A 26,997-nucleotide genomic window follows, 5' to 3' on the forward strand; every position below is an offset into this window, starting at 1 on the left:
ACACTCCGTTCCTTGCTCAGTAACTCTTGGTTCGGCTGTGACGGAAACAACAATCCCGAATTCAAAAGCAAGATACAGGGTGTTTCCCGCCAGGCATCGGGATAGCTTCCGAGATGCAGAGGCGAATGTCGCACTGGGCTTCGCCAACATCCGCTGCAAAAGGAGAACACTGTGTCGAAGGAACAAGAGAACGAGACCGCCGTAGGTCGTTGGCTCGCCGTCGGCCTTGGTGCATTTGCTCTCGGCACCGGCATGCTTTCGGGTTGCGGAAAGAATCCAGCCCCCGCTAGTCCGCCTCCTCCGATGCCCGTCACCGTGGTTGAACTTCAGCCCGCGAGTGTACCGCTGACCCGTGAATGGGTTGCGACGCTCGATGGCTTCGTAAACGCCTCCATTCAGCCGCAGGCAAGCGGCTACCTCGTGAAACAGGACTACAAAGAGGGCGCCCAGGTATCAAAGGGCCAAGTGCTGTTCGAGATCGATCCCCGCCCTTTTCAGGCGGCACTCGCTCAGGCAGAGGGGCAGCTAAACCAAGCGAAGGGGCAGGTCGCCCAGGCTCAGGCCCAGTTCGATCTCGCGAAGATCAACGTGAATCGCGACACCCCTCTCGCACAGGCGCGAGCCATCGCCAAGAGTACGCTCGACAACGACACGCAGCAGATGGCACAGCAACAAGCGGCGGTCGAATCGGCTCAGGCCTCCGTCGCAACCGCAGAGGCATCTGTCGCCAACGCCAGGCTGAACCTCGGATTCACCCAGGTCCGCTCGCTCGTCACAGGCGTTGTCGGCCAGGCCACGATGCAGGTCGGGAACCTGGTCAACCCGCAATCCGTGCTTACTTCGGTCTCGCAGCTCAATCCCATCAAGGCCTATTTCTCCATATCAGACTCCGAGTATCTGGCGCTCACAGCGCGAGCCCGCAAAGGCGACGGCGACTTGCTCAAGAGTGCGTCGGCCGTTCCCTTGACCCTGACCCTCTCGAACGGCGAAGTGTTCGGGCAGAAGGGACACATCGAATTCGTCGATCGCCAGATCAACTCGCAGACAGGGGCCATCCGCATCGCAGCTGTATTTCCGAATCCTGGCAACATGCTGCGGCCCGGCCAATTTGGCAGGGTCAAGGCTGAAACCGAAATCCGCCGCTACGCGCTGCTCGTCCCGCAGATCGCCATCGTGGAAACGCAAGGGCTGCAGCAAGTCTATGTGGCCGGGGCAGACGGGAAAGCCCATGCCGTCACCCTCCAAGTAGGACCGCAGGTTGGCGACAACTGGCTCGTGCTTGGCGGCGTCTCGCCGGGTGCGAAGGTCATCACGGACAACCTCCAGAAACTACGTGACGGATCGCCAATCAGCCCACATCAAGAGCCAACGGTAGCCTCCACTCCCGTTGATACCAACTCGGTTGGAAGGTAGGCCATGTCGAAATTCTTTATCAGGCGACCCATCGTCGCCATAGTCATCGCTGTCATCACGGTCATCGTCGGCACGGTGTCGATGCTTACCCTGCCCACGTCGCAGTTTCCAGAGATCGTCCCGACCGAGATTCTAATCACAGCCACCTATCCTGGCGCTGATTCGAAGACCCTTTCGCAAGCCGTCGCCACGCCGATCGAGCAACAGCTGAATGGCGTGGACAACATGCTCTACATGAACTCGGTCAGCGCCAACAACGGCGTCGTCCAGCTCTTCGTAGACTTCGACGTCAAGACAGATCCGAACATCGACCAAGTTCTCGCCCAGCTCCGCGTCGACCAGGCTCAGTCCCAGCTTCCCGCGCAGGTCACGACCGCAGGCCTGACCGTTAGCAAGGCGGTCGCCTCGCCACTCATGGTCGTAGCCGTCAACTCGCCGGGCAATAAGCTCTCGCAGGACTTCCTGACTAACTACGCCATCATCAACCTTCAGGACCAAATAGCCCGAGTGAAGGGCGTTGCGCGTGTACAGGTATTCGGCGGCCAGTACGCTCTGCGCGTCTGGGTAGACCCAAACAAGCTCGCCCAACTCGGCGTTACCGCGCCCGAGGTAATCCAGGCAATCCAGACCCAGAACAATGTGAATCCCGCTGGACAGATAGGCGCGGAGCCCATTCGCAAGGGCCAGAAGTTTACCTATACCGTTCGCACCAAAGGGCGCCTCGTCAAACCAGAGGATTTCGGAAAGATCATCCTCCGCGCAAACGCCGACGGTTCCATCCTTCACCTCTCGGATGTCGCTCGAATCGAGCTTGGCGACCAGGCTTACGCGATCTCTGGCCGCTTCAACCAGAACCCGTCGGGCATCATGGCCATCTATGAGCTGCCCGGTTCGAACGCCGTCGCCACTGCGGCCGCGGTCAATGCGCGTATGAAGGAGCTGGCGGTAACCTTTCCCCAGGGCATCTCGTATGACATCCCGCTTGACACCACCAAGGCAGTCAGCTCAGGTATCCATGAGATCGTCATCACGCTTCTCGAGGCGCTTGGCCTTGTCGTGATCGTGGTCTTCATCTTCCTTCAGGGCTGGCGTGCCACGCTGATCCCACTGCTCGCCGTGCCGGTCTCGCTCATCGGAACCTTCATCATCTTCCCGGCGCTCGGCTTTTCCATCAACACGCTATCGCTGTTCGGTCTCGTGCTCGCGATTGGCCTCGTAGTGGATGACGCCATCATCGTCGTTGAGGCCGTCGAGCACCATATCGACGAGGGCATGGAACCAAAGGAGGCCACCATCAAGGCCATGGAAGAGGTTGGTGGGCCGGTCGTAGCCATCGCTCTCATTCTCGCGGCTGTCTTCATTCCAACCGCTTTCATCCCTGGGATCACCGGGCGGCTCTATCAACAGTTCGCCGTCACGATCGCCATCTCGGTATTGATCTCGGCTTTCAACGCGCTCACCCTCTCGCCCGCGCTCGCCGCGCTGCTCTTGAAACCGAAGGACAAACAGAAGAAAGCCGGCATTCTCGGCAAGGTCTTCGGCATCTTCAACAGATTCTTCGGCCGCACGACGGACAGCTTCGTCCGCACGTCCGGGGTGCTGATCCACAAATCGTACTTTGCGATGATCGGTATCGCGCTGATCGCAGTGGCCGCGGTGTTCCTTGGTTCGAGCCTTCCTGGCGGCTTCCTGCCGACCGAGGACCAAGGGTACATGTTCCTCGCCCTCCAGCTTCCGGACGGAGCCTCAGCACAGCGCACCGACGAAGCGCAACAGAAGATCACCGCCTCTCTGCTCAAAACCCCGGGCGTCCAGAGTGTTATCGCCATCACCAACTTCTCATTGATCACGCAGGTCCAGAGCACCAACCAAGGCTTCTTCTTCGTCGCGTTCAAGCCTTGGGAGGCACGCAAGAGCAAGGAAGAGCAACTGGACTACATCAACGCAAGTCTGGGCAAACAGCTTGCCGGCAATCCCGATGGCATCGCGTTCGCCTTCCCGCCACCGTCGATCCCGGGTATCGGAACCTCGGGCGGTGTGACCATGATCCTCGAGGATCGCTCCGGTCAAGACGATCCGGATATCCTCACGAAAAATCTGCAAACGTTCCTCGGCGCCGTGAACAAGCTCCCCGAGGTGGCCTTCGCTATGCCATCCTACTCGCCGGCGGTACCTCAGCTCTACGCGGACGTCGACCAGGAGAAAGTCCTGCAGCAACAGGTCCAGTTGTCGGACGTCTACACGACGATGTCCACCTTCATGGGCGGCTATCTCGTGAACTACTTCAATCGCTTCGGTCGCCAATGGCAGACCTATGTTGAGGCGGAAGCCAGCTCGCGAGCCGACATCGACGATATCAACAAGTTCTACGTGCGTAGCGCAAACGGCAGCCAAGTCCCGCTTGGCTCACTCGTGCAGGTGCATAAGACCACCGGCCCCGAGTACATCTACCGTTTCAACGAGTTCAACGCAGCGCAGATCAACATCAGTGCCAAGCCGGGTTACAGCTCCGGCCAGGTAAGGGCCGCGCTCGAAAAGACCTTCGCCGAGACGATGCCGCCCGGCGCGGGATATGACTACTCCGGCATGTCGTACCAGGAAGACAAGGCGCAGAAGGGCGTGCCCTCCTACGCCGTCTTCGGGCTGTCGCTGCTCTTCGTGTTTCTCATCCTCGCGGGGCTATACGAATCCTGGACCCTGCCGTTCTCAGTGCTGCTCACCACGCCGGTCGCGATCCTGGGCGGTTATGTGGCGCTGCACATACGCTTGCTCGAGAACGACATCTTCGCGACCATCGGCGTGGTCATGTTGATCGGTCTCTCCGCCAAGAATGCCATCCTCATCGTTGAGTTTGCCAAGGCCAATTACGAGTCCGGGATGAGCATCTCGGAAGCCGCGCTGAGCGCCGCGAAGCTTCGCTTCCGCCCGATCGTCATGACGGCCCTCGCCTTCATCTTCGGCTGCCTGCCGCTATGGACTGCGACCGGCGCGGGCGCGGCATCCCGCCGTATCCTCGGCACCGTCGTCATTGGCGGAATGCTCCTGTCGACCGCGATCGGCCTCATCTTCATTCCAGTGACCTTCTCGGTCGTCGAGTACCTGTCGCATCGCTTCGGGCGCGGCGGCAAGGGCACCACGATGGACTCGAAGGCCGACCCAGACCCCATCGAAGCCGCTGGCAGCAGCCCCACACCGCCGACCCTGGGAGGTCGCTAATGACGAACACACCTTTGGCCTGGCTCAACCGCGCCACCTCTATCATCGCAATCGGTTCAATCGCTGTGGCCAGTGTCGGCTGCAACGTCGGCCCCAAGTACAAGAGACCGGTATACCCAGCGCCGCCTGCCTTCCAGGGCGCGGACGGCATACTCGTGGACGGCGATAGCCAAACCTCGATCGGCGATCGACAATGGACGGAGGTCTTCCGGGAGCCTGAGCTGCAGGGTTTGATCCGCACCGCGCTCGCGAACAACTATGACGTCCGGATCGCAGCGCAACGCATACTCGAGCAGCAGGCACAGGTCCAGGTGGCCCGTTCCCAGCAGTTTCCCACCATCACCGCGGGGGGCACGGGCATCGGCGTAGACATACCATCGCTGGGTAGCGGCGGCTCCTTCAGCAGCCCTATCGCTGAAGGCCTCTTCGCGCTGAATGCCAGCTGGACCCCTGACTTCTGGGGTCTCTACCGCAAGCAGGCGGAAGCTGCGCGCGATCAACTGCTGGCACAGGTCTGGGCGCAGCGCGCGGTGCGCATGACGCTCATCGAGAGCGTCGTCACGACATATGTCCAGCTCCGCGCACTCGACAAGCAGCTTGAGATCACCAAACAGACGCTCAAGGTGCGGCAGGACTCCGTACAGTTGACCACCGAGCTCGAGCGCGGTGGGTCCGCCCCGCTCTCTGACGTGCGCCAGGCCGAGCAACTTCTCTTCACAGCAACCTCGCAGATCCCTCAGATTGAGCAGCAGATCCAGCAGCAAGAGAACACGTTGAGCCTGTTGCTGGGTGCAAACCCCGGCCCAATAGCCCATACCGATCCGAATGCGCTGACTCCTCCGCCGGAGTCTCTACCCACAGGGCTGCCCTCCCAGCTCCTGGAGCGCCGGCCCGATATCGGGCAGGCGGAGGCCACCCTGAAGGCGGCCAACGCGAACGTAGGCGTCGCTCGTGCGCAGTTCTTCCCGCAGCTTTCCCTGAGTGCGGCGGCGGGCGTTGGAGGGGACAGCTTTCCCACCATCTTCGGAAGCAACTCGCGGACCATCGCCGGTCTCGGCCAGCTAGCCCAGCCGATCTTCGAAGGCGGCAAACTTCACGGCCAATTGAAGCTCTCCGAGGCTACCAAGCAGGAGATGGTGCTGAGCTATCAGAAGACCATCGCAGGCGCGCTCCGCGACGTATCGAATGCGCTGGTCGCCTCGAACAAACAACGAGCATACCGGGAGCAACAGGAGAAGCTGGTCGGGTCTGCGCAGGACGCGACGCGCCTCGCGAGGCTCCGCTACCAGGGCGGCGCGACCGCGTACCTCGAAGTGCTCACGACTGACTCGAACCTCTTCGCAGCACAGTTGAATCTTGCGATTGCAGAACAAAGCGAGGCTCTGACGCTTGTCGGGCTCTACAGCGCTCTGGGCGGCGGCTGGCAGTAGTCCCTGCTGCCCTCCGCCCCCGCTTCTCGTTAGCGTGTATGGGCCGGGATCGCTTCGGGATGCGGGGAGCGCCCCACTGACCACGCAGTCGTTGCAAAAGCAGGCCATAGCCCTATATCCCCGTCGCGAATTTCTCCCCCTCGCCGACTTGCTGCCGCCACATCGCGTAGTAAAGTCCCTTTGCTGCAATCAACGTGTCGTGGCTCCCATATTCAGCAATCCGTCCTCTTTCGAGAACATAGATACAGTCGGCATGCAATACGGTGGAAAGCCGGTGGGCAATCAGGATGCTGATCGCATGACGCTTAGCCGCGACATCGCGAATTGTCTGGCTGATCTCCTCTTCCGTCAGGGAGTCCAGAGCGGATGTCGCCTCGTCGAAGACCAGCAGTTCAGGCCGCCGCAGAAGCGCGCGTGCGATGGATAGCCGCTGCTTCTCTCCACCTGAGACTTTGACGCCCCCTTCGCCGATCACGCTGTCTAAACCGCGATTTCCGCGGGCCAGTAGGCCTTCCACTGACGCCTGCCTCAAGACCTCAAGACACTCCTCGTCCGTCGCATCAGGCCTTACAAAGCGAAGGTTCTCTCGGATCGAGCCGGAGAACAGTTGGGAGTCCTGCGTGACGAACCCGATGCGCTCGCGTAAGTCTTCAATCGCCACTTGGTCTTCGGGCGTCCCGTTGTAGTAGATGTGCCCGCTCCTGGGTTGGTAGAGGCCAACGAGCAATTTGACGAGTGTGGTCTTGCCCGCGCCGGATGGTCCTACGAAGGCGATTGTTTGGCCACGCGACACGTCAAAGGAGATCGAACTCAGCGCCGGGGACGATGCCGATTGGTGCTGGAAGGAGACGTCGGCAAAGCGCAACGTCTCTAGGGAGGAAAGCGATACCGGATGCTCGGGTCGTTGCTGCACCGGCATCTTCAGGATCTCCTCGAAGTTATCAAGGGAGGCTTCCGTCTCTCGATATGCGTTTACAACATTGCCCAGTTCCTGCAAAGGCCCGAACACGAAAAAGGAGTAGATGAACAACGAGAAGAATTGACCGACGGTGATCCGTTGCGAGTAGATCAGATAGAGCATGAGGAACAGGATTGAAGTGCGCAGGAGATTGACGAAGCTTCCTTGAACGAAACTGAGACTGCGAAGATAACGCACTTTCTCTAATTCGAGCTTGAGAATTCTCTCGGTAGTCGCATTCAACCGTTCTATTTCCTGCTGCGCGAGGCCCAGGCTCTTCACCAACTCGATATTGCGTAGCGATTCGGTCGTCGCGCCAGAGAGCGCGTTGGTTTCGGTCACAATGCGCTTCTGGACGTTCTTGATCCGACGGCTCAGGAGAGAACTGAGGCCGCCGAGTAGCGGGACTGTGAGAAGGTACGCGGGCGCGATGGACCAGTGGACCTTGGCAGCATAGATCGTGACGAAGACCAGTCCGACGATCGTCGTAAACACCATGTTCACAAGCAGCGCCAGAAATTTCTCGACATCGCTGCGGACCCGCTGCAGTTTGCCGAGGGTCTCACCGCTCCGCTGGTCCTCAAATAGCGTGTACGGCAAATCGAGGGAGTGCCGGATACCGTCCGTATAGATTCGCGCGCCGACCTTCTGGGTGATGACGTTGACGAAGTAGTCCTGAAAGTTCTTCGCGATGCGCGAGACCAGTGCCACGCCGACCGCGGCGGCCAGCAACAGGCCGACACCCCGCAGGAATTGAGCACTCGTATATTCGGCGTGCCGCGTCGCATACGAGTCGATGATGTGACGGAAGATCAAAGGGTCAAGCAATGAAAAGACTTGATTGATCGCCGCCAGAACGAGCGCGGTGAGCGCCAGCTTCCAAAAGCCTTTTAGGTACTTGTACAGAGTTGCCATTGATCGAGAATCCTCAATAAAAGACTTTGCTAAAAGCCGTTGCCAGCACGAGAGCCTATAAGGGCCTCCCCGCTCACTTAATGTTCGAGTCGTTGGGCAAGGATTTGACGCGAGCGATCATACCAACGCTCCAGAAATAAAGAGGTAGAGCTGAGATGCATCGTGTTTCCTAATCGCCCCGGCGATGAGTGATCTAAGAGGCTAATGCCACCTACCGTCTATGGCACCCCGTATCTTGCTGTGAAATCCCAAATCGACCCGAGTGTGTTTTCTGGAATACGAAAGCAAGATACGGAGTGTTGGTTGTCTTGCATGGGAATAGCTTTCGAGATGCAGAGAGACGAGAGCCATGTTGGCCTTCGCCATACCCGCTGCAAAAGGAAAAGACCATGTCGAAAGAACAAGACAACAAAGCCATCGTAGGCCGTTGGTTCACCAGCTTCTGGGGTCCCAAGTGCGACCTCAGCATCGTTGACGAACTCGCCGCCCCTGACATGCTCCTGCAGTACTCGCTGCACGAGCCCCGCCGCGGACACGCGGACATCAAGGCGTTCATGACCGACTTCCGCGCCGCGTTCCCGGACCTCAGCTTCGGCGGGGCGGCAGACCTCATCGCCGAGGGCGACCTCGTCGTTGGCCGTTGGGTCGGCGGCGGCACGCACAGCGGGCCCGCGTTCTCCGACTTCCTGGCAGGATCGCTGCCCGCCGCGACAGGCCGCAAGATGCACTTCACCGGAACCACGGTGCTGCGTCTTGAGGACGGCAAGATCGTCGAGGAGATCGGACTCGACGACGGCGTCACCGCGCTCACCCAGCTCGGACTCATCCGCACCGTATAACCCGGGACGCAGACCGCTGCCTATGACGCCGCGGTCTGCTGCCCGATCTAGCCCCAGCGGCGGGAGAACTCCACATGAATACGACTGGCAGATAGCTCTAAGGACTCCGCTGAAGCCGATCAGCCGCGCGACTTCCCGACACAGCACGGCGGTTGTGGCGGACACCGCCGGCCAGAAGAGGCCCCTGCGGGCTGACTTCGCGATATTTCGACCCAAACGTTATGAGAGCTAACCCGAATCCCGCGACAGGCGCGGTACTGATAAGGAACGAACGATGTTCGCCATTACAGGAATTACAGGACAAGTCGGAGGGGCTGCAGCACGTACGCTGCTGGCTGATGGCCATCAGGTACGCGCCGTGGTGAGGCAAGCTGAGAAGGGGAGTCCTTGGACAGAGCGCGGCTGCGAGTTGGCCATCGCGGACTTGAATGACAAGGCATCCCTGACCTCCGCGTTCAGGGATATGCAGGGCGTGTTCGTCCTGATTCCGCCGGATTTCGACCAAGACGCCGGCTTCGCAAGTCTAAAGGCGATGGTTGCGACCATACGACTGGCCTTAGAGGAAGCCAAGCCCGCACGGGTGGTAGTTCTCACGGCGATCGGGGCACAGGTGACGAGGCCAAACCTTCTCACTGGGATGAACAACCTTGAAAGGATGCTCGGGGACATTGCAAGCCCGATCTCCTTTGTTCGAGCTGCATGGTTCATGGAAAACGTTGCGCGAGATCTCGGTCCAGCGCGCAACGCTGGTATGGTTCCCACACTCTTCCAGCCTCTCGACAAACGATTCCCGATGGTATCAACGGAGGACGTGGGCATAACCGTAGCGCAGTTGCTCTCGATGCTCGAACCTCTTCCTAGGTTCGTAGAGTTGGAAGGCCCAGGACGTATTAGCCCAGACGACATAGCGTCCGTTCTCGGGGACCTGTTGGGTAAAAAGGTGAACATGCAGGCCGTGCCGCGCGACGTCTGGGAAGACGTGTTCCTGGCCCAAGGCATGAAGAACCCGCTACCTCTGATACAGATGTTCGACGGATTCAACGAGGGTTGGCTCGAATTCCAGACATCTGGAGGGGACGTGAGGAAGGGTAAGACCACCTTGCGCGAAGCGCTTGGGGCGCTCGTCCGGGCGGACCGCCCCGGGTTCTAAGGAGAGGAGGCCCCACAGCACGGCGGGGCCTCCTCTTCCCCGCTTTCAATGACAATTGAAAATGCGCGTATTGCACTTCGGAGCCACCGGAAACGGCGGCAATTGGGCACTCAAGGAATTGGCCCGGAGATGGCATCGGGCGAGCGTTGCTACAGCCTGAATTCCGTGTCTCCTCTCTACTTCTCCACCCAAAGTGAATCCAGTCCATTGAAACTCGGTAATGTGCGATGAACTGGGGCAAAATCCGAATTCAGGTGCAGCCCCGGAAACCTCTCAATGATGAGAGAGAGGGCGATCTGTGTTTCCGCTCTCGCAAGAGGCGCTCCGAGACAAAAATGGGTTCCTCCACCAAAGGAGTAGTGACGCTTGTCGCTCCGCGAGATATCAAACTTCTCTGGGTCGGTGTGTATTAGCGGGTCGTGATTGGCCGCGAGCAAAGACGCAGTGATGGTCAGTCCAGCCGCCATTGGGCATCCGCCTATCTGCGTCGATGTAGTGGTGATGCGATTCCGCTCTACAATTGGGGGATCATAACGTAGCACCTCTTCAACGGCGTCTCGGACGAGTTCCGGCTGCCTGCGCAACTTTGCCAGTTCCATTGGGTGCTGCAATAGCGCAAGCAAGCCGTTCCCTATCAGGTCCGTTGTAGTGACGTTGCCAGCGACGAGCAGAAGTCGACAGCACGTTAGGATCTCTGCTTCGCTCAACTTATCGCCGTCTTCCTCGGCTTCGATCAAGACGCTGACGAGATCGTCACCGCGGTATTGTCTGCGCTCTGCGATCGCGGCAGCGAAGTAGCTATTGAGCGCATCCTTAGCTCGCAACAGCGTCGTCTGCTGTTCGGCTGTGCGCGAGGCATTGAAGAGCTGGACCATACCGTCTGACCATTCATTGAAGTCAGCCTGATCGGCCTCCCGTATGCCCAACATCTCCGCAATCACGATTGTGGGAAGCGGCTTCGCATAGCTCTCCACGACATCGAACCGAGTCTCGCCAGCGACCTTGTCCAAGAGGCGATTGGCAATCATGGCGATCCGCGGTCGCATGGCTTCAATTGCCTGTTGATTGAAGGCTTTCGACACGAGTGCTCGTAGGCGTTTATGGTCGGGGTCGTCTAGAAGTAGCATCGAGCGCTCGAATTTCTCCCCTACCTGTAGTCGCGAGAACGATCCAGGCCTGGACTTTTCCGGGTCGACGCTCATCTCGCGGTCGAACAAGATCGACGCGACGTCCTCGGCCCTGGTAACCACCACGCGATCGAACTCTCGGTCTTGATGCACGGGATCCGTTGACCTCAGATGGTCCAGGTACTTGTGTGGATTCTCGCGAAATATCGGGTCCAGGGCCGTCAGAGCCCTTCCGGTCGGTGTCGTCATCTTCTGATTGTTGATGTTCGTATCTCCTCTATGTTCCCTGAGGTCGCAACATCGCGCTCCAGGTTCTGCGGTAGGAACACGAATGCCTAGCGGATATTCCCCGGCCACCGCGTTCGGGGCCGTCATCTACTCGTCAGTGGCTTTGCAATCACCCCGTCCCAGAGGCAATGGGGTAGAAGCGAACACCTTCCCTAGATCGATCCGGCGCTTCAAGAAGAGCAGCGGTGTCGTAAGCCAGATAGCCAGGTGTAACGATCTGTCCTTGGATGGACGAACGAATCTTGTCCCAAGCACCTAGCTTAGGAATCTTGTTCACGGATACATTCCTTCTTCATCCAAAACCTCGCGTCTGCTGATAAGACTTGCCGAGCACGGCTCCCTTTCGAACTCCACGCAGTAGTCCCAATACACCTCAGAGCGCGATCTATTCTTTCGACCCATAGTTTTTGAGTCGGACGCCTTCGACGCCGCGCGTATATCGAGAAACCGCGGGGCGCGCCTGATTGACTGGGAGCAAGTCCTAGTCAAGGACAAAAAGGGTTCTATCACGCCTCGATTCTCGGAATAGATTTGGCGCCTCAGTGTTATGACCGGAAGCCGCTCTCGATTCACGGCTAACTTTCGATCGCAGAGCCTTGATGCTCACACGCATTGTCAAGGAACCCTCTGTCTCAACGATCTATTGGCACAGCAGGCTTTGCCTAGCACGACCGGCACTGCAGTCTTCGCCGCGCACGACAACGACATTCATGGAGACTTTCCTGATGATTCCATTCCTCGGTCCTGAGTTTGTAGCGTGGCTAACGGGGCCTATCCCGGAGCCGTGCAAAGAACAAGCGCGCCCCACGCCTACAACTCAACAACCCCTTGGCCAAAGAGCCCCGTCGACCAGTGTTTGCATACGTATCCTATGTTTTCTTCAGCTTCTCCCTACTCCAAGGTCGCCCGTCGATTCCAAGCACTTGAATCATTGACGAGAAAAGTGTGCAAGACACAGTGCGCCTGGGTCGAACCGCCTATTCCTCGCCAAGCAACTTGGTGTAACCGCTTGGTCAATGCGGGCGGGGATAAGCCAATCCAGGGGAGCCAATCCAACAGAGCTAAACAATTTTGTCCATAAGAATCTTCAGGAGAATCATGTCCCGCATCGCCCGATATCTGCTGTGTGCTTTTGCCTTGATCGCATCAACCTTATCCGTCGCTGCCCAGCGCCCGCAGGCCGACCGCGTCGCCGCTCAGCCTGACCTCCGTGTCACTACACGCCTCAAAGGCCACGTCCCTACTTGGGCCCTCAGCTCCAATGACGCCGGTGCCGTGCCTAACGACACCAACCTCCGTCTCGTCTTCGTGCTTAGTCGCTCTCCAGAGCGTCAGGCCGCTTTCGCCCAACTTCTTGTCGACCAGCAGAACCCTGGGTCGCCTAACTACCACAGCTGGCGCACGCCCCAGCAGATCGGCAGCCTTTACGGCCCTACGCAGCATGACCTCGACACCCTGATGTCCTGGCTTGCATCCGAAGGCTTCGCCGGAGCAGAAATCAGTTCCAGCCACGTATTCGTTAGCGTCGAAGCTCCGGTTCACACCGTTGCCAACGCCCTCGACACAACATTCCACTATTTCAACACCCCTGCCATAGGTGGCGCACCCGCCGCAAAGCCGCGCGTAGCCGCGACATCCGATCCCGCCATCCCTACGTCGCTCGCCGCAATCGTAAGCTCCATCGCGGGCCTCGCCGATGCAGCCGACGAGCCGATGAGCCATGTCTCGCCCGACAGCGTCCCCTTCTCGCGCGCTGCCTCCAATCCCGTACCGCTCTATAACGACAGCAATGGGGCTCACTCCCTCAGCCCAAGCGATTTCCGCACCATCTACGATATCAATCCCGTCCTCCAATCCGGCATTGACGGAACCGGCCAGAAGATCGCCATTGTCGGGCGCTCCCAGGTTCTCGCATCCGATATCTCGATCTTCGAGAGCCAGACGGGTCTCCCTAACAAAGCGCCGAACGTCATCATCCCCCCCAGCGGTGTCAATCCCGGCATGACGAAGGATCAGGCTGAGGCCACGCTGGACGTCACTCGCGCAATCGGCACAGCGCCTGGGACTCAGGTTGACCTCGTGATAACAGCGGCTGACGCCGGCGACATTTTCCTCGATGCCCAATACGAAGTTGAGACGCTCCGCGATCCCATCATGAACATTAGCTTCGGCAACTGCGAGACCAGCGAGGGCGCGGTTGGCGTCGACAGGTGGGACACCCTCTTCGCTCAGGCAGCAGGAGAGGGCATCTCCGTCTTCGTCTCCTCCGGAGACTCCGGGGCTCAAGCCTGCGGAACCTCCCAGAAACGCAGTATCAATTACATCTGTGCCAGCAGCTACGCTACTTGCGTCGGCGGCACAGAGTTCGCTGACTTCGCCACCCCCTCTGCCTTCTGGTCAACTACTACCGACTCCGCCAAAGGATCGGTCCTTTCCTATATTCCAGAGGGAGCTTGGAACGAGCCCACCGTCACGAGCGGAGGCACCACCAGCTTCCAGGCCGAGGGCACGGGAGGGGGCGTCAGTGCCATCATTGCCAAGCCTGACTGGCAAACCGGGATCGGGATCCCAGCCGACGGCTTCCGGGACGTCCCCGACGTCAGCTTCTCCTCCTCGCGACACGATGGATACCTCATATGCCTCGCTTCCGCAGGAACTACCTGTACCACGTTCTCGCATAGTTGGGGAACTTCCGCCGCCGCCCCCGGCATGGCAGGTATCACCGCCCTCATGAACCAGAAGCTTGGCACCTCTCAGGGCAATCTCAACCCTCTCCTCTATCGCCTCGCCGCATCATCGAACTCCCCCTTCCATGACGCTACCCCCGCCACGAGTGGCGTTGCCTGCGACATCGACACACCCAGCATGTGCAACAACAGCACCCCTGGCCCAACCTCTCTTGCAGGCGGCGTCGCCGGATTCGCGCTCACCACGGGCTATGACCAAGCCACCGGACTCGGCTCTCTCGACGTCGGCGATTTCCTCCGAGCAGCCGTCAGCGTCGTCAGCCTAAGTGTTAGCGCCGCCTCTAGCAGCCTCACACTTACCGCTGGTGCTTCCACTGGTAGAACGGACGCTATCACCGTCAGCTCAGCCTTCTATAACGGCAATGCCACCATTGGCTGCAACGTGAGGTACAACGGCCCCGGAACCCCCACCTTTATCCCTACCTGCGCGTTGAATCCACCCACGGTTGCGCTTTCCTCCAATGGCTCGGCCACCAGCACACTTACCATCTCGACCACCGCGCGCCAAACCGCATCCGCGGCCATGGTGGCAACCGCCCATCCCTCGCAGCCGAGCCTGCCGGCATACGGGAGGCGGAACGTGGCCAGCTTGGCTCTAGGCTCGGTCTTCCTGCTCGGCTTGCTCCCCATCCGCCGTATGCGCTCCTTCCGCTCCTGGCGTGTCCTTCCATCGGGCCTCCTGCTCTGCGTCGCCCTCGGCACTCTCACTGCCTGCGGACTTGGCAGAATCGTGACCGACCCCAATCCGCCGACGGCCAGTCCCTCCAGCATCGCGCTCTCCGCCGCTTCCAATAGCTTGTCCGCCGGAGCTACCGACACCTTCACGGCAGTCGTCACCGATGGCGGATCCAACAAGGCCAACATCCCCACCGGCACCGTCAACTTCTACACGGCTGGAGTCCCCGCTCCCATTGGCAGCGCCTCTCTCGTCGCAGGCAAGGCTACCTCATCCGCCATCGCCTTCCCAATCGCAGGGACTTACACCATCACTGCGATTTACCAGGGCGACGACAACTTCTCCGCCTCAACCTCACAGAACCTTCCCCTGACAGTCACTCCCAACGGAACAACTGTCGGCTCGTATACCGTCACCATCACGGCCACCGGCGCCGCCGGCCTTACCGCCTCTACCGCCGTCTCCCTAACCGTCCAGTGAAAAATAGCCCATAAGATGGCCATTTGGCCAACTTATGGGCTATTTCTGCTTAACCAGAACATTACCACTCGCCCAGAATCCAAGCGCAACAAATTATTGTCTCGATTCATAGAAATCGCTGCAGTTGAGTTTGGTATCTCGCGGTACCTTGAGAACTCTGTCGAAACCGCTAGGGTTCGGTAGTCGGACGGGAAGTCGTGTCCCCATTGTGAGATGCAGTGGGCTTCATCGATGGTGATCAGGCCATGCTTACACTTGGCGAGCATCTCCGGAAAGACAGGGACGGGCAAGCGCTCGAGAGCAATGAACAGGAAGTCGAGCTCGTCGGAGAGGTAGTCGCGATAGCACAAAGGGCACGACCACTCGCGAGCTAGTTGCGTAACTACAGCAACCTATATGTCGGGTATCTAACCTCCATATGTATTTCGGACAATGTAGTGCTCGAGATTCATGACCCTTGTTGATAATAAATGTTTTAAATGTGTGGTTTGGTGCTAGGTTTGGCCTGTCCCATAGAAACATTAAGGAGTACCTACCATGAAAGCTAGGTTTTCAGTTTGCCGTCCTATGCTTGTTACGGGCTTGATGGCTGTCGTTTGCTCGATCTCATCCACTGCTTTTGCTCAACTCAATTCTTCCAGCGCCAGCGTCGCCATTAATGCAACTCTGGGCGAGTCACTGACTGTTTCGGCCACACCTGCAGCATTGACTTTCACGCTGGCACCCGGAACAAGGGCTACAGCCTCTTCACCGGTTGTAATTACAACCGCGTGGACTCTCAGCCCCAGCCGTTCCTCTGTCGTTCTTGGAGGTTACTTTACATCGTCCGGTAGCGCTTTGTCCGACGGGGGCACGCCAGCAAATACCATCCCTTCGGCGGATATCTTTGGGCAGGTCACAACGGGCACTCCCACGGCCTATACTGCCTTCACTCAGGCCGGACCCGCGGGGCCAGTTGATACAGGACTGATTCTGTTCTCGCAGGCGCTCAATGGCACCAACCGTACTTCCAGCCGCACCGACAGTCTCAACCTGCAGATAGACCTGACTAGCATCCCGACGTTGCCATCGGGCTCTTATACAGGTGTCCTTACGCTGCAAGCACAAGCAATTTAGTATGTTGAAATTTTTCGTCCAGGAAGAGTGCAATCGAGTGCGCTATGAATCATAAAATTATATTTTTTGTACGCAGGGTAGCTTGTATCGCACTCTTGCTGGGGCCCCCCATCTTAGCCCAGACCATTCAGCCGCTAATTGTTGAATATAACGGAAAGGCTGGGGGGAAATTTCAGGTAACCAACGACACACTGATGCCAATGGCTATAGTTATGGAGCCCAAGAGTTTCAGCCTTGATAACAAAGGTTGGGCGACTTACCGCAAGCTAGATCCCGGTATCCATCTGGATCTCTCTACGATGAGTTTTCGGCTAGAGCCGAAGCAAAGCTATTACATCTTCTATAAAGCTCACGCCGATATACTGCCGGCCTGGTTCACCATTTATGCCGTCTTCTCGCCCGTTCGCAAGGACGAAGGTCTGCAGGTACGGATTATGCTTCCGCATACGGTCTATCTTTACCAGAAACAACCGATCGACAGAAAATCAATTGAGATCAAGAATGTAGTCTATCGCCCCGATAAGAAGCTTATCGCTTGTGACCTTGAGAACATTAGTCAATCCTTGATCAGGGTCCAGCAGGTGCGCGCGGACGGCGGAAAAGTGCCCATAGTTGCCGGTGGATTCCCGCTACTGCCTGGCAGCCCACGCCATCTCGAAATTCCCTGGGAAGATGCAACTCCTCCCAGCGATTTACTGGTGCACTTTCCGCACTTTGACATGAAAGAACTGATTAGCGCTCAGAGCCAGTGATGCAGGGCCTCTGCAAGGGGGGCTTATGGTTCCGCCTGGCTTGTCGTCTCGGATTATCGGTGCTCGCAGCTTCCTGCTGTCAGCATTTGCTTTCTGCTCAGACTTTTGAATTGAGTGGGGGGACGTCCACGCTGTATCAGGCGGGCGGCGGTAGCATCACAGTGCGTGCTCCAAGCTATGATTTCACATTGGGAGCAGGCACAATAGACGGACACATCTTCGAAGGCGCGCAGCTTATTAAGGCAACAACGCATGCGAAATACATCCTTGGAGATGACCACATCAACTTCTACCTTCCTACCGACATCTTTGATTCAAGTCATTTTCTATTTGCTCGTGGGGTTGGCATGAGCACCACTCGGCAACAAACTGACATCCTGGCTTTCGTGGGTGCCACGGCTACGGAATACAGTAGCCCTCTTTTCGACGGCGCAAAAACCAATGAACCAGCGGGTATTCTGTTTTTGAAAAAAACGATTAACTCCCGGTGGCAGTTGTTTTCCGACACCATCATCTCAAAAGAGCAGACTCAGATTGAGTCCCTCCAGTGGGAACCCCTTCCGAAACTCGACTTGGCTGTGACTGCTGGTGTGGGTGCAAATCAACCCTATGGGGCCGCCAGCGTGAACCTTTCTCGGACCTGGATCGACTTGCAGGCCGCATACATCGGCGCGGGCCAACAATTCCATCGGGTTGACCTGGTCTCTCCTTTGTTTGCGGAGCCAGATCGCGAGAACATATTGGTCACCGTCCGACCTTCATCGTTCCTAACGCTGAGTGGTGCTCATCAGAACTACCTTGTGCCCCAATTTCCAAGCACGACCAACGTGCGTAGTTCGGTGGATCAAGGATCGGCTGGTCTCCGAGTGTCTGGCACCCTCCTGAACGGTGCGATCTACCACTCGAGCTATTTGGATGCCTCAAACCATGCCGTTTCGTTCTCAGCAACGCGGGCATTCACTGAGAGATTTCACGTCATGGCCAATTATCTTGCCAGTCGTCCGAAAGACTCCGCTCCGACTAACAGCCTTATCTCTACCTTTACAGAAGCATTTACTGCGCGCCTGAGCGTGAATGAGAACCTGACGATATCGGGGGGGCACACTGGAATCAATTTTGGCGGTCAATTGCTTTCGAACTTTGCGACGATCAATGCCGATTATCAAACTATCTATGTACCCGCTCAAAATAGCGCACCGTTCGAACAGGCTCTTATACTCGATATAAAGCTGAACCTTTTTGGACGGCTCAAGCTGCATGGTTCATCGTTTGTCGATGCAACCGGAAATCTTCGCCATACTGTGGATGCGAGTACAATTGTGGTGCGCGGCCAAAGTGCAGGCGCATCGTCCCAATATGAATCAATGGGCGATGCCATCATGCAAGGATGCGTTGTCGACTCGTTTGGACGTCAGATTGAGGGTGCAGCTCTTCTTGTTGACGAGAAGTTGATTTATACCAATGAAGATGGCTGTTTTCTCGTGCGGGAGCACAAACCCAGGACACATAAACTTCAGGTTGTCCCCGCCGAATTTCTTGCTTCCGGTAACTGGTCTGTTGTGTCCGCGCCACCAATCATCATCAGCAGCCTTGAGCGGAACAGAATTGAGACGCCGGTTGTAGTGGTTATGCTGAGAGCCAAAGCTGTTGTGCTGACTTCAGGTGCAACTGTGGGTGTGCAGCCACTCAACTGATCTGTATGTTCGCCGGCACCCCCCCGAATGGAGCCCGTGGTTATGCGATTGAATTGGCCAATATGTAGTAAGACGATATTCGCGTGGGTTATGCTTGGCTATCCCATCGCAGCCTTAGGTCAGGCGGTGAAGGTCACTCAAAGAGGAGCTGCCCCAAACATTGGCGCCAGCAGCCTTACTGTGAGTGCCACCCCTGCCACGGTAAACATAGACCTTACTGCAAAAAAAGAGTCCAGCGGCAGCAACCCTATAAACATTACCACTACCTACAGCAACCTAACTCTGTCCGGCAATCTTAGCCTGTACGCCTTTTTTATAAGTGCTAATGCGGCGCTTACTGGAACTCTTAGTCCCTCTGCTATCCCAAGCTCCTCTGTGTTTGGACAGATGACCACGGGTGTGCCGACGAGCTATATGGCCTTCACACAGACCAGCCCCGTCGGTGGTGCAGGTGCAAGTCTCAAACTGCTTTCTCAGCATGTTTTAGCCGGGGCAGGAACCAGCCGTACAGATGTGTTGAATCTGAGGATCGACCTGACCAACCTTCCTCAACTTCCGGCAGACACCTATACCGGTACGCTCATTCTCCAGGCACAGGCACCTTAATTGATCATGTGAGACGGGATGCCGGGACGAAGATCGAGGTGAGCAGATGATGTCCTTAATCCTGGGGTGCCTATAATGGGACGACACTTCAGTCCTGTCGGGGGCTTCATTGAGCACTGTCAAGTTCAAAAATTCACTTTTAGAGAATTTAGACATCGAGATCATCAAGCGCTTACGTCTGCGTTCGATCACGTTTGAACTAGGGCATGAGATTGAGTTTCCTGCCAATCCGATAGACAACCTATTCTTTCTTGAAGAAGGAATGGCATCCATGACCACAACCTTTCAAGATGGATCTCAGGTAGAGGTGGGCATGTTTGGTTACGAAGGCGTTATTGGTGTTTCTGCCCTGATGGGAACAAAGCGAAGTCTTAACCGCGTGTACACACAAATTGCGGGCCATGGCTATTCTTGCCCAATCGAAGTAGCTAGAAGAGAGTTCAGTCTGGGAGGATCCTTTCAATCACACGCGCTCCGTTATGTTCAGACGCAACTTGTTCAAACGGCTCAATCGACTGGCTGTAATGCAAAGCACGACGCAGAGCAGCGGCTTGCCCGATGGCTGCTTCTCTGCGCAGACCGAGTCCATAGTGTCACTTATAAGCTGTCGCAGGACTTTCTCTCTCATATGCTCGGGAGTTCGCGTCCCACGGTTTCGATAACGGCTGGCATTCTCAAAGAAAAGGGGCTTATCGAGTACAGCCGTGGAACGATACACATTCTCGACGTCGCGGGACTCGAAAAAATATCCTGCGAGTGTTACCACATCATCAAGGATCATCTCGATAACTGCGCTCAGTTCGATAGCGGCATTACTCGTTAGCCGAGTCTTTAGTCGGCCGATCTTCTTGTGTACGATGGGAGCTTCGTAGCCCGAGTCGCCAGAGTGCTTTACGACTTATTTCCGGCGAGCGGCGGCCGACGCGCGATCTGATCGGCAAGAAAAGTAAGTTGTACATGGGTGGGTAGCCAGAAAGTGCGACAGACCATGCAAGAACTGGAACCAGAGTCTCTAGTCGCGGCTATCCGTCTGGAAACTAGGAGACGGCCGGAGGTGTAAAAAATCGCACGCAAGGAAAGCAGGAAAGGGTGGAACGAGGCTCGGGCGGAGGTCATCGGCGCATATCAAAAGGAAGCGACTCTCGCCTTCCTTCGCAATGATGGCGTTCGCCCACTCGCTACACCTGCTTCATACCTCGGCGCATGCGCGTTAGCTTAATACCTGATTCCGGTATGCCCTAGGACTAAGGGAGCAGAATATGCGAAAGGTCCTAGAGAAGTGTTGCTGCGTCTTAAAACCGCAGGCTAGGGACACGTCCATCATTCGGACCCAAGGCGCGCGCAGCATCTCTTTTGCGCGATCTATTCGTAGCCCCAATAAGAAGCGATGTGGTGTCTGGCCCGTGCTACGAAGAAACATCTGCCCGAAATATGGTGGACTCAGTTTCGCTTCCTCAGCGAGTTCTGCCAACGACAATTCGCGATCGAGGTGCGCCCTCATATAGTCGACTACTCTGCGTAATTGCGCTGGAGCGAGCCCTCCGCTTGGAACAGGCTGGAAGTTCCTCGAGGTTCCCCTTGTGCGGATCAGGAGGGCGGCCAAAGCTTGGGTGACGGATTCGGTGAATAGTCTGTCAGCTTGAAAAATTCCTTGTTCTTCTTCGGACAGCATCCGGACAAGTTGACCTACCCTGGGGTCTTCCAGCCGTTCTGTCGCGTCAAGGCTTATGTCCCCATGCGCGTATTCGCTGGCTGCATGAACGAGAGCTTGGTCAGGGATGGTGACCATGAGCAGTCGCCCGGGGGTACTGCCCATAACCCATTTTTCAGTGTGTCGTGGGCAAAGAACGATCTCCCCTGCCGAGTAGTCGTATGTAGTGAGACTCGAAAGGCGTGTTCCGTATCTCAAACTGACAGGCTCGAGGATCTGAACGAGCACCTGCGAAGAGTGGAACTTCCGTTCGGGCTCCCGCGAGGGTTCAATCTTGAACCTCAAGACATCCGCTCGAATAGAAGTTGATGACAACCCTGCTCCTTGTAATCCGTTATTGTTCTTGACAGACTCCTAGCGGTCGCGAGCCTCGGGCCTCTGGCGGCACCGTTGGAGCTCATGCCATGCGAATGATTTCGCTGACGGCGAACACATATTCCTCACCCGTGAGGAGGGTCAACCCGGTGAGCGTTCCACACGTGATCGTGGGCGCAGCTATCCCCTCCTCAATCAAAGAGCCAACGGCCTTCATGACATAGTTTTTGGACATCCCCTCGGTTTCCGAATGGGGTGCGCCGTTCGCTCCAATCATCGCTTCCTCGATTCTGCTGTTCACGTTGTGCCGCGGGACGTGAGGTTGATATGGTGATGGGCCAAATAGAGCGACTGGCCTCTTTGAGAGGCATCAACCCATGGGCTGCAGGCCAACGTCTCTGTCCACGCTGCGACGAGTCTAAGGGGGCTTGGATCATCGTTCCTATAGACCGTTAGATTTTCATTGCCAAGCTCACGGCAAGATCGCTGTCCCTTCGCTCACGCACTATCGACTCTATCGAGGAATCCCGCATCGCGGCACTCTGGATCTTGCTCTTGAATTCGTCATTCTCCACGAGCGACTCACCAAGCGTGCCTTCCGATTCGGCAGTGAAGAGCGCAGACCAACTGTCTGAATGCGTCGCGCCGTCATCAATCCCGAAAGGAGAGAATCCATGACAGAAGCTTTCGGAAGACAATTTGTTCCCTCTCATAGACGACCTCGCCTGGAACCGTCAAGACCACCTCTGTGCCGTGATCCAGCACGGAGATGATGTTGAGCTCAGACCCGATTGCAGTGGAGCGTTCCCGCATCCCCTGCAAACCGAAGTGCCCCGGCCGGCCACCCCGCAGAGTGTCCTCGGCCATACCATGGCCGTTGTCGGCGACGCGCAGTGTGAGGTTTCGCCCAAAGGCTAGTTCAATGGAGATGCGATCCGCGGCCGAGTGGTAGTAGGCGTTGCGAACAGCCTCGCAGCCGATATGAGTTATTTGCTCACAGATGCCGTGATGCATCTTCCTTGCCGAACCGTGGACTGCAAAGTCAACTCCACGAGTCTCGTTCGCGCTGAACTCGTCCAGCGCGCGTTTCAAAGCGAGAACAAGGCTGTCCTCCTCATCGGGAGCACGTAGTGTGATCAATACAGCCCGGCCTTCTTTAGTGGCTTGGTCGAGCCAGGCTGCGAGTTTGTTTAGGCATTCCAAGAGCCTAGAGGAGTCTTTGGATTGGTCGAGTGCAGTCTCGACGAGTATCTTGCTGCCCTGAATCGTCTGCAGCAGCGTGTCGTGCAGGTCGCGCGCAATTTTTGTCCTCTCGTCAAGCCGGGCCTCGTAGCGGAGTCGCAGTACGCGCGAAATTCCACGGAGCCTCATTCTGTGTGCGGCCCAGAGGACAGCACACAGTGCAAGGAGGCACAGAAGTCTAAACCATGCTGTTTGGTACCATGCGGCCATGATGGCGATCTCGACTCGAGCCCCATCGTTATTCCATATTCCGTCGTCATTGGAGGCGGCAACATGGAACGAATAGGTTCCAGGCGGCAGCTTTGAATAGAACGCCTGACGACGTTGCCCTGCGTCGTGCCACTGATATTCGTAACCCTCAAGTCGATAGCGGAATCGGACTCGTTGTGGAACTGTGTAGCTGAATGCTGTGTATTCGACTTGCAGGTCACTTGCGCTGGGCAGAACGACAGTGCCATTCGTAGGACAATTCCTTCCGCCCGAGACGACATCTCGAATGAGCACCTTGGGTATGACCGGATTCTTTGGAATGTCTCTCGGGTCAAGCTCATACACTCGGTGGACAGTCGAGAAGAATAGACGTCCGTCGGACGTTCCTGCGACGGTGGGAAGGGGGCGGATATCCTCCGGCGCGCCTACGAACCCGTCGAGGAAGTCGAAGTCCCTATGCGCTACGCCACGACCGTTTGACTTCGATGCTTCAAGTTCAGTGCCATCGACTTCCACGACGCCGTTTACCGTGTTCAACCACAGCCTCCCGTCGGAGGTCTCCAGGATCCCTGATATGTTCGCGGGCGACCGACCGGAAAACCGTATGGCCTTGAAGCGCCCTCCGACGAATGCCTCGAGTCCCCGATCTCCGCCGATCCAGAGATGGTCGTGGTATGCGGCGATGGCTGTCACGTTACCGACTTCAACACCCTCTTGCTCGGTGAACGTCGCGAAGCGAGTTCCATCGAATGCTGCAACTCGATTGTTCGTATACCCAAACCACACCGCGCCACTCTCATCGCGCGTTTCCACGATCGCAGTGGGCTTGTGGAATTGATCCGGGCCCATCTTCTGCCATCCGCCATTAGAGTACCTTTGCACCCCATTGCCAATGAAAGACACCCAGACGTCCCCTGTCTTGCCAGTAGCGATTGCCTGTATATTGTGCATCGAACTAAGACTCTGCGGCAGCCTGACCCTGTGAACGCCGGTGGGCGTCTCCTGTGCGAGCAGGGAGGTACCCCCAAGCCAGACTGAGCCCAGTGGATCGCGATAGATGCTCTGAATGTGATCCACCGGATTGGCCAGTGGCCTGACGACGTCCCCATCCAAATGCATCAAGTTTCCGGCACCCACGAGGAGCGTTCCGTCCGAGTCTCTTGACACGGCGATCTCCTGCGTTCCCTTGGGCAGCGGCAGAGGCACAAATGCCTGCAACCGAAAATAGTCCAGTCCGTCATCCGTGGCGATGAAAACCCCACCCTCCTGATCCTGGAAGATGCTCCTTACGGTATCGCTCGTGAGCCCGTCGGCCCCCTTGAAGGTGGTGACGCGTGACAGTGCGCCAAGCTTGGAAGTCTCCCTCCGCGAATGCGCCCAGATCAAGCCGTGCTTTAGAGTTCCCAACCACAAACCGCCGTCGCGGGTCTCCAAGACATCAGTGAATTGCCCATGTATCCACGAATCGGCAAGCGGCATCGCCCCGGAGGGCTCCATCGGACCAAGTTCCATGCCCTGCGGTCCAAGGCGAGAGACCCACATTCTTCCGTCCGCGCTCTGTCCCAATTCCTCGTCTGTACCCGGTTTCCGCTGAACGAGTCGAAATTCGTGCCCACCCGCGGATAGGTAGAAAATACCCTCTGGGCTTATAGCCCAGAGTCTTCCTGCGCGATCGCTGTATATCGCGCTTGGCTGCTTCGACCCTAAATTCCAACTCCTTTCGACGCGCCGCCATTTATCCCCTTCAAGCCGGTATAGGCCGCCGTTAGTTGCCGCCCATACTCGTTCATCCGCGTCGACCGCAAAATATAGTGCTGATGCTTCGGAAAGCCCTTCCGCTTGCCCGTAGTTCCTGCATCGCTGATCTTTGATAAAACTTACGCCACCGAAGCGGTAGCCGATCCAAAGCCCTCCATGCGCGTCGGCCTTCAGGCTCATCACTTGATCTGAAACAAGAGCACTCCCGTCGCTCGGCCTGAAGCGCTGGAACGTCATGCCATCGAACTGGTATAGGCCACTCTCCGCGGCGATCCACAAAATCCCATCGGAGGTCTGTGCCAATTGGACGATTCCGCTTGGAACCCCTTCGCGAGCTGTCCAAGCGGTGTGATAGAGATCACGGGGGCTGGAGGGCTCGCGCTGGCCATATGCGCTCGCCGCCAGCCAACACAGAAGTGCAAGGACTTGGCCGATACCGGAACGCATCACAGGAGCTGCACCAGAGTGAGCACGAGAATTGGCGTCTCCATATCTAAACTTTGCCCGTGGGCTTTGGTCGTACCCACACTGGGGTGCGGGGTGCATGGGCCTTCGAACGGTCGCGTGCGGCGGGTCACGATGCTGTCGCGGCGATGGGAATCTCAAGAAGGGACGGTCCCTCCCTGTCTCCCGCCGCAATCATGTACGCAGTGATATCGTCCGGTTCCGTCAGCCGGACCGCGTCTACGCCCATGGAACGCGCAAGCGCGCAGAAGTCGATCGACGGCTGGTTGATTTCCATGCCGACGAATCTCCCCGACTGCGCGTTGTAGCCGGGCCGAGAGCGCATGAAATTCTTGAGGATGTTGTATTCGCTGTTGTTGAAGACCACAAAGGTTATAGGAAGACTTTCGTGCGCTGCGCTCCATAGCGCCTGCGGAGAATACATGGCAGCTCCGTCCCCCAGAAGGCAGACGACCCGCTGCTGCCGCTCGAGACCCAGGCTGACGCCGACAGCAGCCGGCATTCCCCAGCCGAGGCCGGCGCCACGGAAGTAGTAATACTCCCCAGGCTTTCGGACTGGATACAACTGTCGGACGTACTTGTTAGTCGCCAGGCACTCGTCCACGATGACAGTGCCGGGAGGCACTCCACGGAGCACGGCATCGGCGGCAACAAGCGGGTACAGAGGGCGGCTCGGCGCCAGGCGTTCGCACTCATCCTTCAGGTCCTGCTCCCAAGACGCTCTCCAGTCGCGTGCGATCGCAAGCCTGGAGTCCCGACTCGGGGCAAGGGCCCTCTCTTGCGAAAGCGCATCGCCCACCGCCGCCAGCAAGGAAAGCGGATCGCCGTAAAGGCCGAGTTCAACCGCATGGCATCGACCCAGGCTGTGTCGATCGACCGCAATCTGCAATAGCTGCGTTTTTGGGGACAAAGGCAGCTCGTCGGAATAGGTATACGACATGAACGCGCGGTCGCCGATGAGCAGGATACGGTCGTACCCCCCTAAGACTTTTCTCATCTCTCCCGTATTCGGGGGAAGGGTAAATCGCCACAGGGGGTGATCCGTTGGAAACGGCACATTCGAATGGAAGGGGGACCCATAAACCGGCGCGCCCAGCAGTTCCGCGACTCGGACGGCGGCCTCGGTCGCACCGTAACGGCCGACCTCATCGCCTACAACCAGGCAGAGGTTGCCGGCAGATTCGACGAGAAGCCGGACGAGTTGGCTGATATCCCCGCTCTCCGCCTGCACGATGGTGGATCTAGGGGGAATCGACACCGTGCCGATCTCATCGATAATATTCATCGGTAAAGATACGAACACAGGACCGCGGGGCTCGGTATTCGCATCACGGAAGGCCCGTCGCAAAATGATCGGGAGTTCCTGCAGCGAACGGACCTCGTGGGCCCATTTGACCGTTGCGCGTGCGAGGCCCACCAGGTCCCCGGATAGCAGCGGGTCATATGCCAGATGACGGATGTCCTGCTGTCCGGCTGTCACGACCATGGGAACATTGGTGGCAAAGGCGTTGGTCAGATTCCCCATTCCATTTCCCAAGCCGGCCGTCGTATGCAGGTTGACGAACGATGGCCGTCCGGTAGCCTGCGCATAGCCGTCCGCCATTCCCACCACTGCGGCCTCCTGTAGCCCCAGGATGAAGTGAAAATCATCATCGCCGGCTAGCGCGTCTATAAGAGCCAACTCCGTCGTTCCCGGATTGCCGAAGACGTGGGTGACGCCTTCATCCCGCAGAATCTCGAGAAGGCACTCGCGCCCGCTCGCCACTTTATTTTCCCTAGTTTCGTAAGCAATGTTCAACCGATTGTCTCCGTGACTCGCTCATCGTCATGCTGCTCTCGAACGATGTATCGATGGTATGGGGAATGGGGAGGCGCATACAGGCTAAAAA

Annotated in this window: 17 protein-coding genes; 11 read left to right on the forward strand and 6 right to left on the reverse strand. The window is 57.5% G+C overall.

Features of this window, described 5'->3' with window-relative positions:
• Positions 1-171 precede the first annotated feature (171 nt).
• From ACIX8_RS18450 to ACIX8_RS18460, 3 genes are read left to right on the forward strand one after another with little or no spacing between them, the layout of a single operon-like run.
• Positions 172-1,413, forward strand: a complete 1,242-nt coding sequence (locus ACIX8_RS18450) for an efflux RND transporter periplasmic adaptor subunit (RefSeq protein ID WP_014266893.1) — start codon at positions 172-174, stop codon at positions 1,411-1,413.
• A 3-nt stretch (positions 1,414-1,416) separates the two neighbouring features.
• Positions 1,417-4,629 (forward strand): efflux RND transporter permease subunit, encoded by a 3,213-nt coding sequence (locus ACIX8_RS18455; RefSeq protein WP_014266894.1) that lies wholly within the window; start codon positions 1,417-1,419, stop codon positions 4,627-4,629.
• A complete protein-coding gene (locus ACIX8_RS18460; RefSeq protein WP_014266895.1) occupies positions 4,629-6,059 on the forward strand; it encodes an efflux transporter outer membrane subunit in 1,431 nt (476 codons plus the stop codon). Before ACIX8_RS18455 ends, ACIX8_RS18460 begins: the two co-directional genes overlap by 1 nt.
• 112 nt (positions 6,060-6,171) lie before the next feature.
• Here the strand turns inward: ACIX8_RS18460 and ACIX8_RS18465 are convergent, their stop codons facing one another.
• Positions 6,172-7,932 (reverse strand): ABC transporter ATP-binding protein, encoded by a 1,761-nt coding sequence (locus tag ACIX8_RS18465; RefSeq protein WP_014266896.1) that lies wholly within the window; start codon positions 7,930-7,932, stop codon positions 6,172-6,174.
• A 389-nt stretch (positions 7,933-8,321) separates the two neighbouring features.
• Between ACIX8_RS18465 and ACIX8_RS18470 the strand changes: the two genes are divergently transcribed.
• On the forward strand, positions 8,322-8,771 hold the full coding sequence (locus ACIX8_RS18470) for an ester cyclase (protein WP_014266897.1): 450 nt from the start codon (positions 8,322-8,324) through the stop codon (positions 8,769-8,771).
• A gap of 274 nt (positions 8,772-9,045) precedes the next feature.
• Positions 9,046-9,921, forward strand: coding sequence for an NmrA family NAD(P)-binding protein (locus tag ACIX8_RS18475; protein WP_014266898.1), 876 nt, complete (start codon positions 9,046-9,048; stop codon positions 9,919-9,921).
• A 176-nt stretch (positions 9,922-10,097) separates the two neighbouring features.
• On the opposite strand, the gene ACIX8_RS18480 is transcribed toward ACIX8_RS18475, so the two are convergent.
• The gene (locus ACIX8_RS18480) at positions 10,098-11,423 is read right to left on the reverse strand and encodes a cytochrome P450 (RefSeq protein ID WP_014266899.1); all 1,326 of its coding nucleotides are present in this window, start codon (positions 11,421-11,423) and stop codon (positions 10,098-10,100) included.
• Between the two features lie 1,011 nt (positions 11,424-12,434).
• On the opposite strand from ACIX8_RS18480, the gene ACIX8_RS18485 reads away from it, so the two are divergent.
• The 6 genes from ACIX8_RS18485 to ACIX8_RS18510 all read left to right on the forward strand — a co-directional run bounded on the left by ACIX8_RS18485 (position 12,435) and on the right by ACIX8_RS18510 (position 20,230).
• Positions 12,435-15,239 carry a protease pro-enzyme activation domain-containing protein gene (locus ACIX8_RS18485; RefSeq protein ID WP_014266900.1) on the forward strand — a complete coding sequence of 935 codons (2,805 nt, stop codon included), beginning with the start codon at positions 12,435-12,437 and terminating at the stop codon, positions 15,237-15,239.
• 537 nt (positions 15,240-15,776) lie between these two features.
• Positions 15,777-16,355 carry a hypothetical protein gene (locus ACIX8_RS25720; RefSeq protein WP_014266901.1) on the forward strand — a complete coding sequence of 193 codons (579 nt, stop codon included), beginning with the start codon at positions 15,777-15,779 and terminating at the stop codon, positions 16,353-16,355.
• Positions 16,356-16,399: 44 nt separating this feature from the next.
• Positions 16,400-17,107: a hypothetical protein gene (locus ACIX8_RS18495; protein ID WP_014266902.1), complete on the forward strand. Its 708-nt coding sequence runs from the start codon at positions 16,400-16,402 to the stop codon at positions 17,105-17,107.
• Between the two features lie 59 nt (positions 17,108-17,166).
• Positions 17,167-18,801: a hypothetical protein gene (locus ACIX8_RS18500; RefSeq protein WP_150110662.1), complete on the forward strand. Its 1,635-nt coding sequence runs from the start codon at positions 17,167-17,169 to the stop codon at positions 18,799-18,801.
• Between the two features lie 180 nt (positions 18,802-18,981).
• Positions 18,982-19,407: a hypothetical protein gene (locus ACIX8_RS25725; RefSeq protein WP_150110663.1), complete on the forward strand. Its 426-nt coding sequence runs from the start codon at positions 18,982-18,984 to the stop codon at positions 19,405-19,407.
• Between the two features lie 109 nt (positions 19,408-19,516).
• Positions 19,517-20,230, forward strand: coding sequence for a Crp/Fnr family transcriptional regulator (locus tag ACIX8_RS18510; protein WP_014266905.1), 714 nt, complete (start codon positions 19,517-19,519; stop codon positions 20,228-20,230).
• A gap of 387 nt (positions 20,231-20,617) precedes the next feature.
• On the opposite strand, the gene ACIX8_RS26625 is transcribed toward ACIX8_RS18510, so the two are convergent.
• From ACIX8_RS26625 to ACIX8_RS18530, 4 genes are all read right to left on the reverse strand, one after another.
• Positions 20,618-21,223 carry a helix-turn-helix domain-containing protein gene (locus ACIX8_RS26625; RefSeq protein ID WP_150110664.1) on the reverse strand — a complete coding sequence of 202 codons (606 nt, stop codon included), beginning with the start codon at positions 21,221-21,223 and terminating at the stop codon, positions 20,618-20,620.
• 292 nt (positions 21,224-21,515) lie between these two features.
• Positions 21,516-21,668 (reverse strand): hypothetical protein, encoded by a 153-nt coding sequence (locus ACIX8_RS26015; RefSeq protein WP_190273696.1) that lies wholly within the window; start codon positions 21,666-21,668, stop codon positions 21,516-21,518.
• A 416-nt stretch (positions 21,669-22,084) separates the two neighbouring features.
• The gene (locus ACIX8_RS18525; RefSeq protein ID WP_190273697.1) at positions 22,085-24,427 is read right to left on the reverse strand and encodes a sensor histidine kinase; all 2,343 of its coding nucleotides are present in this window, start codon (positions 24,425-24,427) and stop codon (positions 22,085-22,087) included.
• Between the two features lie 790 nt (positions 24,428-25,217).
• Positions 25,218-26,873, reverse strand: coding sequence for a thiamine pyrophosphate-binding protein (locus ACIX8_RS18530; RefSeq protein WP_190273698.1), 1,656 nt, complete (start codon positions 26,871-26,873; stop codon positions 25,218-25,220).
• Between the last annotated feature and the right edge of the window lie 124 nt (positions 26,874-26,997).

Source organism: Granulicella mallensis MP5ACTX8, from assembly GCF_000178955.2.
GTDB classification, from domain to species: Bacteria; Acidobacteriota; Terriglobia; order Terriglobales; family Acidobacteriaceae; genus Granulicella; species Granulicella mallensis.

Coding starts and splice junctions, on each gene's coding strand:
- ACIX8_RS18475 (WP_014266898.1), top strand. CDS start 9,046: ATGTTCGCCATTACAGGAATTACAGGACAAGTCGGAGGGGCTGCAGCA.
- ACIX8_RS18525 (WP_190273697.1), bottom strand. CDS start 24,427: ATGTGGGTCTCTCGCCTTGGACCGCAGGGCATGGAACTTGGTCCGATG.
- ACIX8_RS26015 (WP_190273696.1), bottom strand. CDS start 21,668: ATGTCCAAAAACTATGTCATGAAGGCCGTTGGCTCTTTGATTGAGGAG.
- ACIX8_RS26625 (WP_150110664.1), bottom strand. CDS start 21,223: ATGGGCAGTACCCCCGGGCGACTGCTCATGGTCACCATCCCTGACCAA.
- ACIX8_RS18470 (WP_014266897.1), top strand. CDS start 8,322: ATGTCGAAAGAACAAGACAACAAAGCCATCGTAGGCCGTTGGTTCACC.
- ACIX8_RS25720 (WP_014266901.1), top strand. CDS start 15,777: ATGAAAGCTAGGTTTTCAGTTTGCCGTCCTATGCTTGTTACGGGCTTG.
- ACIX8_RS18455 (WP_014266894.1), top strand. CDS start 1,417: ATGTCGAAATTCTTTATCAGGCGACCCATCGTCGCCATAGTCATCGCT.
- ACIX8_RS18460 (WP_014266895.1), top strand. CDS start 4,629: ATGACGAACACACCTTTGGCCTGGCTCAACCGCGCCACCTCTATCATC.
- ACIX8_RS18495 (WP_014266902.1), top strand. CDS start 16,400: ATGAATCATAAAATTATATTTTTTGTACGCAGGGTAGCTTGTATCGCA.
- ACIX8_RS18480 (WP_014266899.1), bottom strand. CDS start 11,423: ATGACGGCCCCGAACGCGGTGGCCGGGGAATATCCGCTAGGCATTCGT.
- ACIX8_RS18485 (WP_014266900.1), top strand. CDS start 12,435: ATGTCCCGCATCGCCCGATATCTGCTGTGTGCTTTTGCCTTGATCGCA.
- ACIX8_RS18465 (WP_014266896.1), bottom strand. CDS start 7,932: ATGGCAACTCTGTACAAGTACCTAAAAGGCTTTTGGAAGCTGGCGCTC.